The sequence below is a fragment of the Glycomyces arizonensis DSM 44726 genome (genome assembly GCF_000482705.1).
Taxonomy (GTDB): Bacteria; Actinomycetota; Actinomycetes; order Mycobacteriales; family Micromonosporaceae; genus Glycomyces; species Glycomyces arizonensis.
In genome coordinates, this window is the sequence record NZ_AXWO01000027.1 from 46301 (window position 1) to 63944 (window position 17644).

General features: G+C 71.8%; 16 protein-coding genes and 1 pseudogene. 9 read left to right on the forward strand and 8 right to left on the reverse strand.

The features are described 5' to 3' along the window. Positions 1 to 350 precede the first annotated feature (350 nt). The 4 genes from H613_RS0116745 to H613_RS31760 are packed head-to-tail and all read left to right on the forward strand — an operon-like array spanning position 351 to position 3010. Positions 351 to 737, forward strand: a complete 387-nt coding sequence (locus H613_RS0116745) for a CBU_0592 family membrane protein (protein WP_026924708.1) — start codon at positions 351 to 353, stop codon at positions 735 to 737. 9 nt (positions 738 to 746) lie between these two features. Then, positions 747 to 1388, forward strand: a complete 642-nt coding sequence (locus H613_RS0116750; protein ID WP_026924709.1) for a response regulator — start codon at positions 747 to 749, stop codon at positions 1386 to 1388. Further along, the gene (locus H613_RS32430; protein WP_035738392.1) at positions 1388 to 1999 is read left to right on the forward strand and encodes an IMPACT family protein; all 612 of its coding nucleotides are present in this window, start codon (positions 1388 to 1390) and stop codon (positions 1997 to 1999) included. Before H613_RS0116750 ends, H613_RS32430 begins: the two co-directional genes overlap by 1 nt. A 48-nt stretch (positions 2000 to 2047) precedes the next feature. After that, on the forward strand, positions 2048 to 3010 hold the full coding sequence (locus H613_RS31760) for a glycoside hydrolase family 43 protein (protein WP_211234859.1): 963 nt from the start codon (positions 2048 to 2050) through the stop codon (positions 3008 to 3010). Here H613_RS31760 and arfB read toward each other — a convergent pair. From arfB to H613_RS0116780, 5 genes and pseudogenes are all read right to left on the reverse strand, one after another. After that, positions 3011 to 3427 (reverse strand): annotated as a pseudogene (arfB, locus tag H613_RS31765) (alternative ribosome rescue aminoacyl-tRNA hydrolase ArfB); the annotation flags it as partial. Between the two features lie 24 nt (positions 3428 to 3451). Further along, positions 3452 to 4498, reverse strand: coding sequence for a protein kinase family protein (locus tag H613_RS27220; RefSeq protein ID WP_051393465.1), 1047 nt, complete (start codon positions 4496 to 4498; stop codon positions 3452 to 3454). Positions 4499 to 4510: 12 nt separating this feature from the next. After that, positions 4511 to 5695: a hypothetical protein gene (locus H613_RS0116770; RefSeq protein WP_156926084.1), complete on the reverse strand. Its 1185-nt coding sequence runs from the start codon at positions 5693 to 5695 to the stop codon at positions 4511 to 4513. 44 nt (positions 5696 to 5739) lie between these two features. Then, a complete protein-coding gene (locus tag H613_RS0116775; protein ID WP_026924712.1) occupies positions 5740 to 8226 on the reverse strand; it encodes a DEAD/DEAH box helicase in 2487 nt (828 codons plus the stop codon). Positions 8227 to 8270: 44 nt separating this feature from the next. Beyond that, positions 8271 to 9077 (reverse strand): exodeoxyribonuclease III, encoded by an 807-nt coding sequence (locus H613_RS0116780; protein WP_026924713.1) that lies wholly within the window; start codon positions 9075 to 9077, stop codon positions 8271 to 8273. A gap of 112 nt (positions 9078 to 9189) precedes the next feature. Between H613_RS0116780 and H613_RS0116785 the strand changes: the two genes are divergently transcribed. The 5 genes from H613_RS0116785 to H613_RS0116805 all read left to right on the forward strand — a co-directional run bounded on the left by H613_RS0116785 (position 9190) and on the right by H613_RS0116805 (position 14579). After that, the gene (locus tag H613_RS0116785) at positions 9190 to 11466 is read left to right on the forward strand and encodes a hypothetical protein (RefSeq protein WP_156926085.1); all 2277 of its coding nucleotides are present in this window, start codon (positions 9190 to 9192) and stop codon (positions 11464 to 11466) included. A 43-nt stretch (positions 11467 to 11509) separates the two neighbouring features. After that, positions 11510 to 12286, forward strand: a complete 777-nt coding sequence (locus H613_RS0116790; RefSeq protein ID WP_026924715.1) for an exodeoxyribonuclease III — start codon at positions 11510 to 11512, stop codon at positions 12284 to 12286. Positions 12287 to 12320: 34 nt separating this feature from the next. Then, positions 12321 to 13304, forward strand: coding sequence for a coiled-coil domain-containing protein (locus tag H613_RS0116795; protein ID WP_156926086.1), 984 nt, complete (start codon positions 12321 to 12323; stop codon positions 13302 to 13304). Between the two features lie 11 nt (positions 13305 to 13315). Continuing rightward, complete coding sequence (locus H613_RS0116800) at positions 13316 to 13960, forward strand: maleylpyruvate isomerase N-terminal domain-containing protein (RefSeq protein WP_026924717.1); 645 nt, start codon at positions 13316 to 13318, stop codon at positions 13958 to 13960. 175 nt (positions 13961 to 14135) lie between these two features. Then, positions 14136 to 14579 carry a hypothetical protein gene (locus H613_RS0116805; protein ID WP_156926087.1) on the forward strand — a complete coding sequence of 148 codons (444 nt, stop codon included), beginning with the start codon at positions 14136 to 14138 and terminating at the stop codon, positions 14577 to 14579. Here H613_RS0116805 and H613_RS0116810 read toward each other — a convergent pair. From H613_RS0116810 to H613_RS27225, 3 genes are all read right to left on the reverse strand, one after another. After that, the gene (locus H613_RS0116810) at positions 14576 to 15094 is read right to left on the reverse strand and encodes a methylated-DNA--[protein]-cysteine S-methyltransferase (protein ID WP_169732016.1); all 519 of its coding nucleotides are present in this window, start codon (positions 15092 to 15094) and stop codon (positions 14576 to 14578) included. The genes H613_RS0116805 and H613_RS0116810 overlap by 4 nt on opposite strands. Further along, on the reverse strand, positions 15094 to 16593 hold the full coding sequence (locus tag H613_RS0116815) for an AlkA N-terminal domain-containing protein (RefSeq protein ID WP_026924720.1): 1500 nt from the start codon (positions 16591 to 16593) through the stop codon (positions 15094 to 15096). Before H613_RS0116815 ends, H613_RS0116810 begins: the two co-directional genes overlap by 1 nt. A 65-nt stretch (positions 16594 to 16658) precedes the next feature. Then, a complete protein-coding gene (locus H613_RS27225; protein ID WP_051393466.1) occupies positions 16659 to 17636 on the reverse strand; it encodes a tyrosine-type recombinase/integrase in 978 nt (325 codons plus the stop codon). Positions 17637 to 17644: the final 8 nt, after the last annotated feature.

Here is a 17644-nt window from a genome sequence, read left to right on the forward strand (position 1 = left end):
ACCGATCTCATGTTTCCAGACATCCTGTGAGGAGGAATGGCTCATGCTGTGCTGCCCGTTTTGTGGTTGGCCCGATGACGATCCGGTGACGACCGTCTCGGTGCATCCGACACCGTCGGGTGTCACGATGTGGACGCGGTGTGCTTGTGGGTCGCTCCAGACCAGGGTGCTTCGCGGGGCGAGGGCCGTGGTGACGGCTCGGAGTCGTCCGAGTGTGAAGACCGCGGCTGTGTAGTCGGTCTCCCCGCCACCCCCTCTTTCACTGCTCTCTCTTTTTCGCGCGCCGCGGCGATGCGGCTGTTTCGGCGTGCGTTCATGCCATCTACCTGCGATACAGAAGGAATCTGTCGATGCCGGACTTCGACCTGCGCATGGCGCTCCAGATTTTCGGGGCGCTGCTGTGCATTGCCAACTACCTGCTCATCCAGACGCGGCGCATCACGGCCACGCAGCCGGTGTCGCTGCTCATCGTCGCTTCGGGCGGTGTGATTCTGCTCGCTTCGGCCATCCTGGGTGCTGACTGGGGCCTGATCATGCTCGAGGTGTCGTGGCTGGTCATGGTCTCGGTGACCTTGATCGTGCGGCACCGTGAGTCGGTGGCTTCGGCGGCCGCTGCGAATGCGGGTGCCGAGGTGGACACCGGTGCGATCGCCGTGGGCACGGCCGCGGTGGAGACCGTGGCGGCGTTCGACATGGGGAACACCGGCGAGCTGGAGCTCGTGGGCGCGGGCCGCTAGTCTGCTGGTGTGACAATCCGAGTGCTCATCGCCGACGATCAGGAGATGGTCCGGGCCGGTTTCCGGGCGATCATCGACGCGCAGAGCGACATGGAGGTGGTGGCCGATGCCGCCGACGGCGTCGAGGCGGTGGCCCAGGCGCGGCGGCATCGGCCCGATGTGTGTCTGTTCGACATCCGGATGCCGCGCCTGGACGGCCTGGAGGCGACGCGGACGCTGCTGGCGAACGGGCCCGGCCCCAGGATCGTGGTGGTGACCACGTTCGATACCGACGAGTACGTGTACGGGGCGCTGCGGTCGGGGGCGACGGGGTTCTTGTTGAAGGATTCGGGTCCGACGCTGCTGGTGGAGGCGGTGCGGGCGGCCGCGGGCGGGGAGTCGCTGGTGTCGCCGTCGGTGACGGTGCGGCTGTTGGAGCGGTTGACCGAGCCGGTGGTGCGGGGGCCTCGGGCCGATGAGGTGTTGACCGAGCGGGAGCTGGATGTGGTGGAGCATGTGGCGCGGGGTCGCACCAATGCCGAGATCGCGGGGGCGCTGTTCGTGTCGGTCTCGACGGTGAAGACGCATCTGGAGGCGGTGCGGATGAAGTTGGGGGCGCGCAATCGCACGGAGATCGCGATCTGGGCGTGGGAGCACGGCGTCGTCGGCTGATGCGTGGGATCGCGGTGGCCGAGTGCACGGTCGAGACGGTGGTGAACCGGTCCCGGTTCGTGTGCACGGTGTATCGGGTGGCCGGTGAGGGCGAGGCGCGGGAGCGGATCGAGGCGCATCGGCGGCGGTGTTGGGACGCGTCGCACAACTGCACGGCGTATGTGCTCGATGGCGGCGCGGTGGAGCGGTCGTCCGATGACGGTGAGCCGGCGGGGACGGCGGGGGCGCCGATGCTGGAGGTGCTGCGGGGGCGTGGCCTGAGTGAGGTGCTGGCGGTGGTGACGCGGTATTTCGGCGGGGTGAAGCTGGGGACCGGCGGTTTGGTGCGCGCGTATGGTTCGGCGGTGTCGCGGGCGGTCGAGGCGGCGGGGACGGTCGTGGTGGCGGTGTGGCCGCGGCTGCGGGTGCGTCTGGACTATGACCGGGCGGGGAGTCTGGAGGGGCTGTTGCGGCTGCGGGAGGATGTGCGGTTGCTCGCGGTGGAGTTCGGTCCGGTGGTGGTCTTCGATGTGGCGTGCGCCGATGTCGAGGTGCTGGCGGGGTGGTTGGCGTCGCAGACGGCGGGTGCGGCGGAGGTCGAGCCTGCTGGGGCGATGCGGGTCGAGCTGTAGGGTGTTCCTTTTGGAGCAGATTGGGGCAGTGTGATGACCACCAGAGATGTGAACGATAACGTACCGGTGTTTCCGAACCCGTTCATCACCGAGCGCGCCGATCCCCAGATCACCCGAGGCCCGGGCGGGCGCTACTACTTCACCGGCACCGTCCCGGCCTTCGACCGGATCGTGCTGCGCGGCGCCGACACCCTCGCAGGCCTGCCCGACGCCGACGAGGTGACGATCTGGACCGCCCACGAGAGCGGCCCGATGGGCTCGCACATCTGGGCGCCCGAACTGCACTGGATCGACGGCGCCTGGTACGTCTACTTCGCCGCCGGCGACGCCGGGGACGCGACCGCCGACGTCTGGCGCATCCGCATGTACGTCCTGGCCAACCCCAGCCCGAACCCGCTCGAAGGCACCTGGACCGAGCAGGGCCAGATCGCCACCCCGATCGACTCGTTCTCCCTGGACGCCACCACGTTCGCCTGCGCGGGCCGGCGCTACCTGTGCTGGGCCCAGCACAACCCCGAGCTACCCGAAACCAACACCAGCCTCTACCTCGCCGAACTGGCGAACCCGTGGACCATCACCGGCACCCCCGTCGAGATCTCCCGCCCGGACCGGGACTGGGAGCGGATCCGCTTCGCCGTCAACGAAGGCCCCTACGCCCTGATCCGGGGCGGCCGGGTCTTCATCACCTACTCCGCCTCGGGCACCGGCGCCGAATACTGCGTCGGCCTGCTCACCGCGGGCGCCGCAGCCGACCTCCTCGATCCCGGCTCGTGGACCAAACACGACGAGCCGGTCTTCACCACCAGCGAGGCGAACAGCATCTTCGGGCCCGGCCACAACGCGTTCACCGTCGACGAACACGGCCGCGACGTGCTGGTCTACCACGCCCGCGCCTACCCCGAGATCGAAGGCGACCCCCTGGACAACCCCGACCGGCACTGCCGCCTCCAGCCGTTCGGCTGGAAGAGCGACGGCACCCCCGACTTCGGCGAGCCCCTGCCCGAACCGTAAGTCGCCGGTGTCGCGGCGCAGCCGCTTGACCTCGCCGCGGCGCCGCTTCGCCTCCAGACGCCGACGCTTGGCGCCCTTCGACGGCTTGGTGGCCTTGCGGGCCGGGGGCGGCGCGGCGATCGAACGGCGCAGCAGCTCACCGAGCCGCTCGGCCGCGGCCTGGCGGTTGCGCAGCTGCGAGCGGAACTGCGAGGCGGTGATCGTGACCGTCCCATCGACCAGGCGGCCCGACAGGCGGCTCAGTGCCCGCTGCACCAGCGGCTCGGGGATCGCCTTGCTCGCGGCCACGTCGAAGACGAGCTCGACGCGCGAATCGGTGGTGTTGACCCCCTGGCCGCCCGGCCCCGACGAACGCGAGAACCGCCAGGTCAGTTCGCTGTCGGGGATGGCGATGTCGTCGGTGACCCGCACGGGCACGACCGGCTCCTCTCAAGCGTCGAATCAAGCACCGAAGGCGCGATGCGCCCAGCGGACGAACATCGCGAAGATCGGGCGGCCGCGCTCCAGGACCGCGTCGTCGCCGGAGCCGACCTCGGCCTCGTAGGTGCTCTCGTCCAGCGGCTTGCCCGCGGTGAGCCGGCCGAGCACCGTCGGGGCGAGCCAAGCGTACTTGGCCGCGCCGGTGACCGCGATCGCCTCGGCGAGACGCTCACCGCTGTATCCGGCGTCGGTGAGCCCGGCGCGGTAGGCGTCGGTGACCGCCTGCTCGGTCTCGGCCAACAGCGCGACCGGTTGGAGGCCGTCGAGGAAGGTGTCGGCGATGAGATTGGCGATGTCCTCGCCGACCGCGCCGCGCCCCAGGAACGCCCAGTCGAGCAGGACCGGGTCGGTGCCGCGGCACGTCAGGTTCATCGGCCACACGTCCAGATGGCACAGCGTCTGCGGCAGCGCCTCGGCCCGGTCGAACAGTTCGCCGCGGCGCTCCCAGATGGCGCGCAAGCCCGCCCGGAGGTCGCCGGGCCAGTGGCGGGCGGCGGTCGGGTGGTCCCAGTCGATGTCCGCGAAGGCATTGCGGCCCGAATACTGGCGCAGCCAGGTCCGCGAATGCCAGGCCTGCTCGGAGCCGGTGACGTGCCGGGCCTGGGCGGCGCCGAGCTGGCGGGCGAAGTGCGTGAACTGCCCGGTGTCCCAGCGGTCGGCGGCGGTGCCCTGGACGTCTTCGAGCCACAGCTCGGCCGACCCGTCGGGGCGCTCGGCGGCGGCCAGGAGCTGGGGCGCGCTCAAGGCCGTGCCCTCGCCGTAGCGGGCCGCGGCGCCGGTGGTGTAGGCGAGGTATTCGCGTTTCCAGTAGTTCCAGTGGTGCGGGTCGTCGCTGGCGGCCCACCGGCCGGGCCCGCCGCTGCCGGGGGTGGCGTGTTTGAGGATGGCGGTGCCGCCGGGGCCGGTGACGCGCCAGATGCCGCCGGTGGCCTCGTTGACGGTGTTGTGTTGCAGCGCTTCCCACTCGATGGGGGTGCCGACGGGGGAGCAGGCGGGTTCGGTGAGCACGGGACGATTGTGTCAGTCGCCTGGGCCGAGGCCGGGGCACGGGTCGCCGCCGATGGCGCTGATGCAGTCGACGCCGAGCAAGTCCTGCATCCAATCGCTGCCCGGCCCGTCGTTGCTGGAGTGTTCGCTGATCTCGTGGTCGGCGGTGCAGTGCTCGGCGGCCGTGTCGCAGGAGCGGACGTCGACGACCACGGCGGTGCGCATGGCTCGCGGGTCGGGGGTTACGGCGTTGTAGCGGATCCAGCCGGCCAGTGGCGTGGTGGTGTCCTTCTGGAACGGTTCGGCGGCGAAGCGGTGGAAGGTCTGCGGGTTCATGCTGCCTCGGTCGAGGACCGGGACGCAGGCCGGTGTGAGCAGGCGGTCTTCGCTGGGGAAGGCGGAGACCGCGCTGTAGACGGTCGCCTGTTCGCGTCGGTGTGCGGCAGGGTCGTCGTACCGGTCGGTCAGGTGGAGGTCGTCGATCCTGAGTTTCAGGTCGAGATCCTCGCAGTGCTGGTAGTTCTCGCCCATCATCGGCCAGGACCAGTTCGGTCCCCACACGCCTGAATCGTACGAGTCGCCGAGGTTGACGCCGAAACCGTAGTAGTCGACCTGGGTGGCGGCGGCATAGTCGACCGGGTCGAGGTTGGCGGTCTGGGTGACGAACAGCTTGTCGGGGCTCCAGTCGTCGTCGGATTCCTTGCCGAGGAATTCGTCCATGTCGACCGGTGCGTGCTGGTCGGCCCGGGTGCAGGATTGCAGGAGCGTGGTGCCTGCCGGGCTGGTCAGGCGGGCGTTGAGGCAGTTGATCCCCGCGGCGGTGGTGGCCTCGGCGGCGATGCCGAGGCGCTGGCCGGCGCCGAAGGCGTCGGTGTAGGTCTCCAGGCGGACCTCGCTGATCGTCAGCGCCGCCTCCCACACCAGTTCGAGCGTGATCTCCTTGGCGGGGACGGCGAGCGTGCGGGCCTGGACGGTGGCCGGGTCGTCGATACCGTCGAGCAGTCCCGTCGCGTCGGCCGCCGGTGCGGCCGCAAGGTCACTGCCGTCCCATGCGAAGACCTCGCCGGTGGGCGGCACGACAGTCCCGCGGAGTAGGTCGTAGGCGTCGCCCCAAATGGGATGCCAGGCGGTGAGCGCGCAGGCGAGGGCGACGGCCGCCACCCACCGGGGTCGCATCGAAGGCGTCTGGAGGGCATCGTGGGGGATCAGGCGGGGCATCGGGCGATGCTACCAATCCTCACTTCTCCCTTGTGGCCACCGATCTAATCGGTGAAGTCCTCCACCGTGGCCACGACCGTCCCGGCCTCGTCGCTCGCGTCCAGGTCGACGGTGAAGACCATGGCCCAGTCGCGGTCCCCGGCCGGGTCGTCGATGGTCTGGCGCACCCGCCAGGTGCGGCCCTCGCGTTCGATGTCGAGGAATTCGTCCGAGCGGGCCTTGGTGGTGGTGCCGATGTCGTCGTGGGAGGCGAAGTACCGCTCCAAGGCGGCGTCCCATTGCGATTCGGGCCAGCCGGTCTCCAAGGCCGCCAGGGCGGCGGGCCGGTCGGTGGCGGCCAGTTCGACGTGCCGGAACACCTGGTTGCGCACGGCGATCGTGAACGCCCGCTCGTTGTCGGTGAACGCCCTGGCCGGGCGGCCGACGTCGATCGGGCCCTCGTCGTCGGCCGGGGCCGTCAGCTGCTCCCATTCGTTGATCAGCGAGGAGTCGGTCTGGCGGATCGTCTCGCCCAGCCACGTGGTCAAATCGTCCAGTTCGGGCCCGCCCGCGCCCTCGGGGAGGGTCTGGATGAGGGCCTTGTAGGCGCTGGAGAGGTAGCGCAGCAGCAGGCCCTCGGCCCTGGGGAGGCTGTAGACGCCGATGTACTCCCCGAAGCTCATGTGCTGCTCCCAGATCTCCCGCAGGATCGACTTGGGTTCCAGCTGGTAGTCCGCGGCCCACGGGTGGCTGGTCTTGTAGACGTCGAAGGCCTCTTCGAGCAGTTCGGCGAGCGGCTTGGGGTAGTCGATCTCGTCGTCGTCGAGGCGGTTCATCCGGTCGAAGTAGTCGACGCCGTCGGCCTTCATCGCCTCGATCGCCTCGCCTTTGGCCTTGTTGCGCTGGGCGGCCAGGATCTGCCCGGGGCCTTCCAAGGTGGCCTCGACGACGGAGACGACCTCCATGGGGTAGTCCTCGCTCTCGGGATCGAGCAGGTCGAGCGCGGCCAGAGCGAAGGGGGCGAGCGGCTGGTTGAGCGCGAAATGGTCGGGCAGGTCGACGGTGAGCTGCACGTCCTTGCCGTCGATGACGATGATGCCCGCATCGCGCAGGGTCCGGGCGATCGTGAGCGCGGTGCGGGCCATGCGCAGTTGCGCGGGCCGGTCGGCGTGGGAGTCCTCGATGAGGTGGCGGACGTGGTCGAAGGCGCCCCCCGGCCTGGCGAGCATGTTGACGAGCATGGCGTGGCTCATGCGCATGCGGCTGGTCAGCGGCTCCGGTTCGGCCTCGGCGAGATTCGTGAAGGTCTCCTCGGTCCAGCCGACGAACCCTTCGGGGGGTTTCTTCTTCGCCATCTTCTTGCGTTTTTTCGGGTCGAGGCCGAACTTGGCCTCGGCTTTGGTGTTCTCGATGACGTGCTCGGGGGCCTGGCAGACGACGAAGCCCTCGGTGTCGAACCCGGCCCGGCCGGCCCGGCCGGCGATCTGGTGGAACTCGCGGGCCCGCAGGCGGCGGGTGCGGCGGCCGTCGTATTTGGCCAGGCCGGTGAAGACGACGGTGCGGATGGGGACGTTGATGCCGACGCCGAGCGTGTCGGTGCCGCAGATGACGGTGAGCAGGCCCTGCTGGGCGAGGCGTTCGACCAGGCGCCGGTATTTGGGGAGCATCCCGGCGTGGTGGACGCCGATGCCGGAGCGGACGAGCCGGGCGAGAGTCTGGCCGAACTTCGTGGTGAAGCGGAACCCGCCCAGCGCGGCGCCGATGGCGGCCTTGGCGTCCTTGTCGGCCAGTTTGAGGCTCGCGAGCGCCTGGGCGGTCTCCAAGGCGGCGGCCTGGGTGAAGTGGACGATGTAGGCCGGGGCGCGGTCGTGGTTGACCAGGTTCTCGACCGTCTCGTGCAGGGGGGTCTTGCGGTATTCGTAGTCGAGGGGGACCGGGCGGGTGGCGCCGGCGACCAGGGCCGTCTCGCGGCCGGTGCGGCGGGTCAGATCCGCCTCGAAGAACGTGGTGTCGCCCAAGGTCGCGGACATGAGGGTGAACTGGGCGCGGGTGAGTTCGAGCAGGGGCACCTGCCAGGCCCAGCCGCGGTCGGGCTCTGAGTAGAAGTGGAACTCGTCGGCCACGACCGAGTCGCAGTCCAGGCCGGGACCTTCGCGCAGTGCGAGGTTGGCGAGGATTTCGGCGGTGCAGCAGATCAGGGGCGCGTCGGGGTTGACCGAGGCGTCGCCGGTGAGCATGCCGACGTTGTCGGTGCCGAACTGGGCGCACAGTTCGAAGAACTTCTCGGACACGAGCGCTTTGATCGGCGCGGTGTAGAACGAGGTGCGCTGGTTGGCGAGGGCGTTGAAGTGCGCGGCGGCGGCGATGAGCGACTTGCCCGACCCGGTGGGGGTGTTCACGATGACGTTGGCGCCCGAGCAGATCGCCAGCAGGGCCTCCTCCTGGTGGTCGTACAGGTCGATGCCCTCGTCTGCGGCCCACGTGGCGAAGGCGGTGTAGACGTCGTCGGGTTCGGGCCGGTCGGTGCCGGGCAGGTAGTCGATGAGGCTCACAACGGTCAATGGTGCCCGTATGGTCGCCGGCCTGCCAGGGCGGGTCAGTGGTCGTAGGCGCAGACCACCGGGGCGTGGTCGGACCAGCGCTGGTCGTGAGAGGGCGCGCGGTCGACCCTGGCTCCTCGGGCGGCCGCGGCGAGGCCGGGCGTGGCGATCTGGAGGTCGATGCGCCAGCCGGTGTCGTTGTCGAACGCGCGGCCCCGGTAGGACCACCACGAATAGGGGCCCTCGACGCCCGGATGGAGGGATCGGACGATGTCGACGAAGCCGCGCTGGTCGTACAGGTCGCTCAGCCAGGCCCGCTCGTTGGGCAGGAATCCGGCGCTGTGCTTGTTGCCGCGCCAGTTCTTCAAGTCATTCTGCGTGTGGGCGATGTTGAAGTCGCCGCCGACGAGGAGTTCGCGGCCCTCTTCGGCGGATCGTTTGGCGGCGTGGGTGAGGTAGTCGGCGAAGGCGGCCATGAACCGCTCCTTCTCGTCCTGCTTCGGGGTGCCGGTCTCGCCGGAGGGCAGGTAGAGGCTGCCGACGGTCAGGCCGGGCAGGTCGACCTCGGCGTAGCGCCCGCAGGTGTCGAACTCGGCCGAGCCGAACCCGATGCGCCGCGCGCCGGGCTCGGTGCGGGTGAGGATCGCCACGCCCGCGCGGCCTTTGGCGCCGTCGTTCTCGGCCGGGGCCCACAGGTGGTGCCAGCCGGGCAGGTCGGTGACCGCGGCCGGCACCTGGCCGGCGGTGGCGCGGACCTCCTGGAGGAGCACGACGTCGGCGTCAGTATCAGACAGCCACGTGACCAGGCCTTTCTTCGCTGCGGCGCGGATGCCGTTGACGTTGGCGGTGGCGATGGTGCGCATGCGGCCAGCCTAACCGGCGGCGGTGACAGCGCGGGGGAGGCGCGGGGTGAGATACGCCCGCCGCGGTCGGGGACGGGCCCTGGGCCGGGCGGGCACCCAATAGACTGTGAGGATGATTTCGGCGGCGCAGGGCCCGGTGCGGGGCCGCACATGGTGGACGCGGGGGGCCGCGGCCCTCTTCGCGGCGCTGCTGGCCGCCGTGACGGTCGCCTCGCCGGCGCTGGCGCAGGACGACCCGGCGCCCGCTGACGGCCCCGGCGGTGTCGTCATCGTCGGTGTGCCCGGCCTGACCTGGTCGGACATCACCCCTTCGGAGACGCCGACGCTGTGGGACCTGGCCGGGGCCGGAGCGTCCGCGTCGATGAGCGTGCGCACGATCGGGTCGTGGACGTGCGCCGAGGCCGGATGGGCGAGCTTGGGCGCCGGTGAGCGCGCCGGGGGGGCCGCGCCCCGCGACGCCCAGTGCATGGCCCAGTCGCGCATCCCCAGTCCCGTGTCGAGAGGCGGCGAATGGGCCGTGCCGCACTTCGACGCTCTTGCGGAGGCCAACGCCGCCTACAACTACGGGGCCCGGCTCGGGGCCCTCGCCGAGGCGGTCGCGGGCCTGGCGGCCGAGCAGGAGGCCGCGGCCGAGGCGGCCGCGGCGGCCGGTGAGGAGCCGGTCGAGGTCCGCGACGGGCTGTGCGTGGCCGGGATCGGCGCCGGCGCCGCCCTGGCGGCCGCCGACCCCGACGGGCAGCTCGCGTTCTGGGGCTCGGGGTTGGACGACCTGCCCGATGCGATGGCCGCCTGCGACATCGTCATCGTCGACCCCGGCGTCATCGTCGGCGACGACGCCGCGATCGACGCCGACACCACCACCGACTACGACGCGCTCGGTCAAGACGACGCCGACGTCCCCACCGACGAGGCCGGCGAACCCGGGGAAGAGGCCGAGCCGGACCCGGTCCGTGTCGCCGCCGCCGCCGAGGCCGACGCCGCGGTCACCGACGTCGCCGCCGCCCTGCCCGAGCGGTGGCGGCTCATGGTCGCCGGGATCGCCGACTCGGCCGCGCCCTCCTCGCTCCACCCCCTCATCTACACCGGGTACGGCATCGAGCCCGGTTCGCTGTCGTCGGCGACGACCGGCCGCGAGGGGTACGTCCAACTGGTCGACCTCGCCCCGACCGCGCTCGACGTCGTCGGCGCCGACGTCCCGGCGGCCATGTCCGGGCGCCCGGCCACGGTCGATCCCGACCCGGACCACACTTCTGCCGCCGCCGTGGCGGACGGTGTCGACGAGACGCGGGCGTCGGCCGCGGTGGACGAGGTCGGCTGGAAGTTCTACGGCACGCTCGCCGTGGCCGGGATCGGTGCGGTCGCGGCCGCCGTGTGGCTCCTGACCGGGACCGACCGGTGGCGCAGGGCGGCCCGCACCGTGTGCCTGGCCGTCTCGGCGATACCGGTGGCCGGTGTCGCGGCCGGTATCCCGCCGTGGTGGCGCGCCGGGCACCCGGAGGTCGCCTTCTGGCTCATCATCGCCGCCGGTGTCGCGGTGTTGACGGCCGCGGCGTGGCTGCCGGGGCTGCGCGCAGGGCGGCGCGGCGCGCTCATGATCGCGGTAGTGACCGCGCTGTTGATCGCCATCGACCAGTTCATCGGCGCCACCTGGCCGCTGCACACGCCGCTGGGGTACACCGCGCAGGTCGGGGCCCGCTTCGCCGGGCTCGGGAACTACGCCTTCGCCGTGTTCGCCGCCGCGGTCATCCTCATCATCGCCTTCACCCCCTGGCGGGGGCGGGCCCGCTACATCGGGCCGGTGGCCATCGGCGTCGCGGCCACGGTCGTGATCGGCGCCCCGACGTTCGGCAGCGACGTCGGCGGCACGCTCACCATCGTCGCCGCGCTCGTCTTGACGTGTCTGAGCCTGTGGGGGCGGCGGCTGTCGATCGGGGCGCTCGCTTTGGCCGCCGGGTGCGCGGCGGGCGTGTTCGCGCTCGCGGGGATCTTGGACTACCTGCGGCCCGAGGCCGACCAGACGCACCTGGGCCGGTTCGTCGGCGCCGTCCTCGAAGGCAGCGCCGGGAGTGTCCTGCTGCGCAAGGCCGACGCGGCGATCAGCTCCATCGGCACCCCGCTGACCTACCTCGTCGTCGCCGCCGTCATCGGTGGGTGGCTGATCTGGCGGCGCCGATCGCCGGTCCGGTCGGCCGCGACCGAAGCGGCCGTGGTCGGGCTGTTGGCCGTCGCCGTCATCGGCTTCGCCGTCAACGACTCCGGTGTCGCCGTCCCCGGTTTCGCCATCGCCACCGGTTTCGGCCTGCTGGCCGTCAGCGTCGGCCCCCGCCCCGAGACCGCAGGCGAGACCGAGACGGCAGCGGCCGCCGCATCGGCCCGCAGCGAACCGTAGGAGGCCGGGCCGGTCGTCGGGCCGGGGCGGTATCGTGAGGCCCATGCGCGTCGCGACGTGGAACATCAACTCGATCAACGCCCGCCTCGACCGGCTCCTGGCCTGGCTTGAGGCCGCTAGGCCGGACGTGGTGTGCCTCCAAGAGCTCAAATGCGCCACCGCCGATGTGCCCGCCGACGCCTTGGCGGCCGCGGGGTATCAGATCGCCGCGCACGGCGAGGGCCGCTGGAACGGCGTCGCCGTCCTCTCCCGCATCGGCCTGGCCGATGTCACCCGCGGCCTCGAAGGCCAGCCCGCCTTCGGCGAGACGGTCGAGGCGAGGGCGATCGGGGCGCGGTGCGGGCCGGTCCGCGTGTGGTCGGTGTACGTCCCCAACGGGCGCGATGTCGCCGACGCCCACTACCCGTACAAGCTCGCGTTCCTCGCATCGCTCAAGGCCACCGCCGCCGCGGAGGCGGCCGGCGGCCCGTTCGCGGTCCTGGGCGACTTCAACATCTGCCCGACCGACGACGACCTGTGGGACGCCGAGGCCTGGAGCGGCACCACCCACGTCACCGGGGCCGAACGCGCCGCCCTGGCCGATGTCGAATCGGTCGGCTTGGCCGACGTCTTCCCCCGCGCGCTGAAACACGCCTGGCCGTTCACGTTCTGGGACTACCGCAACCTCGACTTCCCCAAGAACCGCGGCATGCGCATCGACCTGGCCCTGGCCAACCCCGCGCTCACCGGTGCGGTGGCCGATGCCTATGTCGACCGTGAGGCCCGCAAGGGCAAAGGCGCCTCTGACCACGCCCCCCTCGTGCTCGATCTCGATCTGTAAACCGACTGCCCCTTCCTGGAAAGCGAAGAGACACGTGCGACACCGAATCCTCCCCATGGTGTGCATCGCCGCGCTGCTGGCGCTGCTGCCCGCCACCGGAGCGAGTGCCGACCCCGACGAGGAGACCCTCGAATCCGACCTCGCCGACGCCATCGAAGCCGTCGCCGAGGCCGAGGACGCGGTGGACGCCGCCGAGCATCGGGCCGAGGCGCTGGAGGCCGAGATCAGCGAGACCGAGACGCTCCTCGAAGCGCTCTCGGGCGACCTCAACGACTACGCCGTCTACCTCCACACCGAGGGCGATCTGCGCACCACGGCCGCGCTGCTGTCGGCCCAGAGCCCCGACCGGATGGTCGACGCGCTCACCTTCACCGAGTACCTCGCCGACGAGCGCGCCGCCCTCGTCCAGGACGCCGGGGCCCTGCTGGTCGACCTCCGGTCTCAGCGGGAGGCGCACGAGGCCGAGGTCGCGACCGCCGAGCAGGCCCTGGAGGAGGCCGAAGCGGCCGCGGACGACCTCGAAGACCAGCTCGATGCGCTGCGGGCCGAACAGGCCGCCGGGCCTGGCTCCGACGGCGGCGCTCCCGCGGCCGACCCCGCGCCGCGAAACTCGGACGGCTCGCTGCCCTCGGAGTCGTGCACCGAGGACGACCCGACGACCTCGGGGTGCCTGACGCCGCGGACCCTGCACGTCTACAACGAGACGCGTGAGGCGGGGTTCGACCACTACGTCTCCTGCTACCGCTCCGGCGGCTCGGGCGATCACCCGCTGGGCCAGGCCTGCGACTTCGCGGCCAACGCCGGCGGCTTCCAGGACACCGACGCGACCGGCTCGGACAAGGACTACGGCGACCGGCTCGCGGCCTGGTATGTCAACAACGCCGACGCTCTGGCGGTCAAGTACGTGATCTGGTACCGCCAGTTCTGGTCGCCCTCGTCGGGATGGCGGTCCTATTCGGGGGTCAACGGGACTCCCGCCGGCGACCACACCAACCACGTCCACGTCTCGGTGCGCTAGAAGGGATCCCTGTGACACCGATCAGGAAGCAGTACCTCACCGCCGCTCAGAGCGCCCTCGACCTGCTGCGCGGCCCGGCCGTCGCCGCGGCGTGGGAGGCGGCCTCGGCGCTGGAGGGCTTCACCGTCGGCGGCCTGGCCGCCCACCTCGCCTCCCAGATCACTTCGGGGGCGGCGGCGCTGGAGGCCGACTTCGGCGGCAAGGACGTCATCGGCGTCCTCGACCACTACGAGCGGGCCCGCGCCTCCTGGCTGGAGGCCGATGTGGGCAACGACTACAACACCGCGATCAAAGACCGCGGCAACGCCGAGGCGGGCGCGGGGCCCGGCGAGGTCGCCGCTGCGGCCGAAGCGGCCCTGAAGACCCTCCACGAGCGGCTCCCGGGCCTGGGCGACGGCGCCCTCGGCGGGGTCGGCCGCTGGGCGTATGCGACGAGTCTCGACGACTTCCTGGTCACCCGCATCATGGAGCTCGTCGTCCACGCCGATGACCTGGCCGTCTCGGTCGGCGTCGCGACCCCGGAGTTCGACGCGGACGCGTTCGACACCGCCGCGTGGGTGCTGACGCGCCTGGCGGCCCGGCGCCACGGCCAGGCCGCGCTCGTCCGCGCCTTGGCCAGGGCCGAGCGCGCCCCGGACAGCATCACCGCCCTGTGAGCGAGCGGGGCGGGCCCGGGAAGCCGATTCCCGGCCCGCCCCGCGGCGCCCGGCTGCTCGATAGCACACCCGAGCATTTGAAGTATGTACATATTACTTGTTTCGGGGTGTTGGCGAACCCAAGGGGGCAATCGCACGTATCGGACAGGTGTCCGCCCTCGTGTACAGTCTCGACATGGTCTCGCCACCGCCGGCCACCGGTCGCCGCGCCCTGATCGCCGCCGCATGGCTCACCCTCACCTTCGCCGGCCTCCTGGCCGCCGTCTGGGCCGTCGGCTGGGCACTGTCGGGCGAGGACGCCCCCAGCCTGACCACCGTCGCCGAAGCCACCCGCCTGGACTACCCCGAAGGCACCGAGGTCGTCGACGCCGACCTGACCGAGATGCACACCCCCACCCCCGGCGCCCGCGCCAAGACCACCCTCGACATGGCCGCCGACGCCTTCGGCGCCTTCATCACCGACAACGGCATGGAAGCGCCCCTGCTCACCGGCACCAGCCCGGCCGGGACGGCCACCGGCATCATCCCCGCCGGATGCAACGACGAGGTCTGCTACTCGGCCACCCTCGTCATCGACGAGGACACCGTCACCGTCAACCTCACCGTCACCCTCCTTTAAGCCGCGAACAGGCCCGTCTCGCCGCGCTCGAGCGCCAGCAGCCGCTCCTTGCGCCACACCCCGCCCGCATAGCCGGTGAGCTTCCCGTTCGCGCCGATCACCCGATGGCACGGCACGACGATCGCGATCGGATTCGACCCGTTCGCCAGCCCCACGGCCCTGACCGCCGCCGGATTGCCGATCTGGCGGGCGATGTCCCCATAGGCGACGGTCGTCCCGTACGGGATCTCGCTCAGCGCCGCCCACACCTGTCGCTGAAAACCGGTGCCCTCGGCGGCCAACGGCAGATCGAACCGGCGCAGCCGGCCGGCGAAATACGCCTCCAACTGCTCGAGGGCCGCCTCCAGCACCGGCGTCGGCTCTTCGGGCCCCCACGCCGCCTCGACCTCCTCGGCGCCCATGTGGACGCAGGTGAGTCCCTCGGGGACCGCCGAGACCGCGATCGGCCCCAGCGGCGATGCCATCCTCAGGTGCCTCGCGCCCTCGCGCAGCACCGCTGTCTTCGTGCGTGTCATCACTGCTCCTCTGCTTCCTTCCGGTCGTTCGGCAGCCGGTTCGTCGGATGGTCCCCGGTCGCCCACAGATACTGCACGGCATAGGCCCGCCACGGCCGCCAGGCCTCGGCCGCGCCCGTCAGCGCCCGCGGCGAGGACGGCAACCCCAGACACTTGGCGCCCTTGACCACGCCCAGGTCGCCCACCGGGAACGCGTCCGGGTCGCCCAGGGCCCGCATGGCGATCATCTCGACCGTCCACGGCCCCACCCCCGGCACCCGCGCCAGCGCCGTCCGCGTCGCGTCCCAGTCCGCGCCCGGCCCCACCTCGACCCGGCCGTCCGCGATCGCCGCGGCCAAGGCCACCACGGTCTGGGCCCGGCGCCGCGGCATCGCCAACTCGCCCGGATCGATCCGGGCGACCCGCTCCGGCGCAGGGAACAGGCGAGCCAGGCCCCCTTCGGGGTCGTCAACTCGCTCGCCGTACCGCTCGGCGAGCCGGGCGGCGACCGTGGCCGCCGCCGCGGTGGAGACCTGCTGGCCGATCACCGCGCGCAGCGCGTACTCCTCGCCGTCGGCCTTGCGCGGCACCCGCCGCCCCGGCGTCTTCTTCACCAGCGGCCCCAGCAGCGCATCGGCGCCGAGCACCTCCTGGGCGGCCACCGGGTCGGCGTCCAAATCCAGGGCCCTGCGGCACCGGGCCACCGCGGCGGTGACGTCGCGCACGTCCGTCAAGCGCAGGCGGCACTCGACGTACCCTTCGGCCGGGCGCAGCGATGCGATCCCGGGCCCGTGCGGCAGCGACAGCGTCCGCCGATACGCCCCGTCCCGCCACTCCTCGACGCCCGGCGCCGCCGCGGCGACCAGGTGCCCGAACAGGTTCGACGCCTCGAACGGCTCCCGGTAGGCCAGCCGCAGCCGCAGCGCCCCGCCCGCCTCGGCGGCCCCCCGGCCCCGGCTTCGGGCGCGGCGGCGCAGCTCAGTGGGGGAGCAGGCGTACACCTCGGCGACGACGCGGTTGAACGCCCGAATCGAGGCGAACCCGGCGGCGAACGCCACCCGGCCCAGCTCCATGTCGCTCGACTCGATCAGGACGCGGGCGCACTGGGCCCGCTGGGCGCGGGCCAGCGCGGCCGGTCCGGCGCCGACCTCGGCGATCAGCAGTCGTTCGAGCTGCCGCAGCGAATACCCCAGCCGCCCGGCCAGGCCGGCGGCCCCTTCGCGGTCGACCACGCCCTCACCGATCAGCCGCATCGCCCGAGCGGTCACGTCGCTGCGCCAGTCCCACTGCGGGGAGCCGGGCGCGGCGTCCGGGCGGCACCGCTTGCACGCCCGGTAGCCCGCCTCTTGGGCCGAGGCGGCCGAGGCGTAGAACCGCATGTGCTCGCGTTTGGGCTTGACCGCCGGGCACGAGGGCCGGCAGTAGATGCCGGTGGAGGTGACCGCGAGGAACACCCAGCCGTCGAACCGGGCGTCCCGCCCGGCCACGGCCGATTGCAGGCGCTCGGTGTCGACGAGCATGTCGGAGAAGACCATGCCCCCAAGCGTGCCCCCGCCCGCCGACATCGACTAGCCAGAAAACGACATCACGCTTCGGGCAGGTGCAGCCGGTCGACCGCCTCCCGGCTGCGCCTGGCCGGACGCCGGTCATAGCGGGCCGTCGTCGCCGGCGAGGCATGCCCGACCAGCGACTGCGTGATCGCCAGGTCCACCCCGGCGTCGAGCAGCTCCCCGATGAACGTGCGCCGGAAATCGTGCGGCGTGTGGCGCCGCTGCCCGGCCTCGACCAGGCGCTTGGTCAACAGGTCCGCGATCGCCTGCCCGGTCATGCCCGATAGCCGATTGCCGGTGCGGCGCAGCCGCCCGGCCTTGTTGATCGGGCAGAACAGCGCCCCGGGGCCGTTGCCGCGCACGGCCATCCACCGCTCCAAGCGGGCGGCGGCCGCCTCGGTGAGGTACACCAGACGCTCCTTGTTGCCCTTGCCGACGATCCGGATCGACCGCTCGGCCTCGTCGTAGTCGGCCAGGCGCATCGATGCGATCTCCGAGCGGCGGCACCCGGTCGAATACAGCGCCGCCAGCACCGCCGCGTCCCTCGCCCCGGCCGGCGAGGAGTCCATGTCGCAGGCGTACAGGGCCGCGCCCAGCGCCTCGGCGTCCACCTGTGAGCCGACCGGCAGCCGCGAGGCCTTCACCGGCGGCAGGTCGCAGGCCCGCTGGTAGTCCTCGGCGGCCATCAGATCCAGCCGCCACGCCTCCTTGAGCACCCGCCGCAGCGCCGCCAGATGCTTGTTGACGTACGCGCCCGACCAGCCGCGGTCGATCATCGCCGCCCGCAGGCGCGAGGTGTGCTCATAGCGCAGCAGATGCCACGGCTGCCCTGCCCCCGAGACCGACTCGTCGCCGGACAGCAGCTGGGCGATCCGGTCCAGGCACCCGCGCATCGTCCGCCGCGACTCGGCCGACCCCAGCGAATCCAGATAGGCCCGGTACGGGTCGCGGCCCGGACCGGCCACGGCCGGCACCGCCTCCCATGACACCCCGGCGATCTCAGCAGACGACATGCCCCCAC

Excerpts from the sequence above, each read along its gene's own strand:
- H613_RS0116745 (WP_026924708.1), top strand. The coding sequence starts at position 351 with ATGCCGGACTTCGACCTGCGCATGGCGCTCCAGATTTTCGGGGCGCTG.
- H613_RS32430 (WP_035738392.1), top strand. The coding sequence starts at position 1,388 with ATGCGTGGGATCGCGGTGGCCGAGTGCACGGTCGAGACGGTGGTGAAC.
- H613_RS0116770 (WP_156926084.1), bottom strand. The coding sequence starts at position 5,695 with ATGCCCCGCCTGATCCCCCACGATGCCCTCCAGACGCCTTCGATGCGA.
- H613_RS0116780 (WP_026924713.1), bottom strand. The coding sequence starts at position 9,077 with ATGCGCACCATCGCCACCGCCAACGTCAACGGCATCCGCGCCGCAGCG.
- H613_RS0116785 (WP_156926085.1), top strand. The coding sequence starts at position 9,190 with ATGATTTCGGCGGCGCAGGGCCCGGTGCGGGGCCGCACATGGTGGACG.
- H613_RS0116790 (WP_026924715.1), top strand. The coding sequence starts at position 11,510 with ATGCGCGTCGCGACGTGGAACATCAACTCGATCAACGCCCGCCTCGAC.
- H613_RS0116805 (WP_156926087.1), top strand. The coding sequence starts at position 14,136 with ATGGTCTCGCCACCGCCGGCCACCGGTCGCCGCGCCCTGATCGCCGCC.
- H613_RS0116810 (WP_169732016.1), bottom strand. The coding sequence starts at position 15,094 with ATGACACGCACGAAGACAGCGGTGCTGCGCGAGGGCGCGAGGCACCTG.
- H613_RS0116815 (WP_026924720.1), bottom strand. The coding sequence starts at position 16,593 with ATGCTCGTCGACACCGAGCGCCTGCAATCGGCCGTGGCCGGGCGGGAC.
- H613_RS27225 (WP_051393466.1), bottom strand. The coding sequence starts at position 17,636 with ATGTCGTCTGCTGAGATCGCCGGGGTGTCATGGGAGGCGGTGCCGGCC.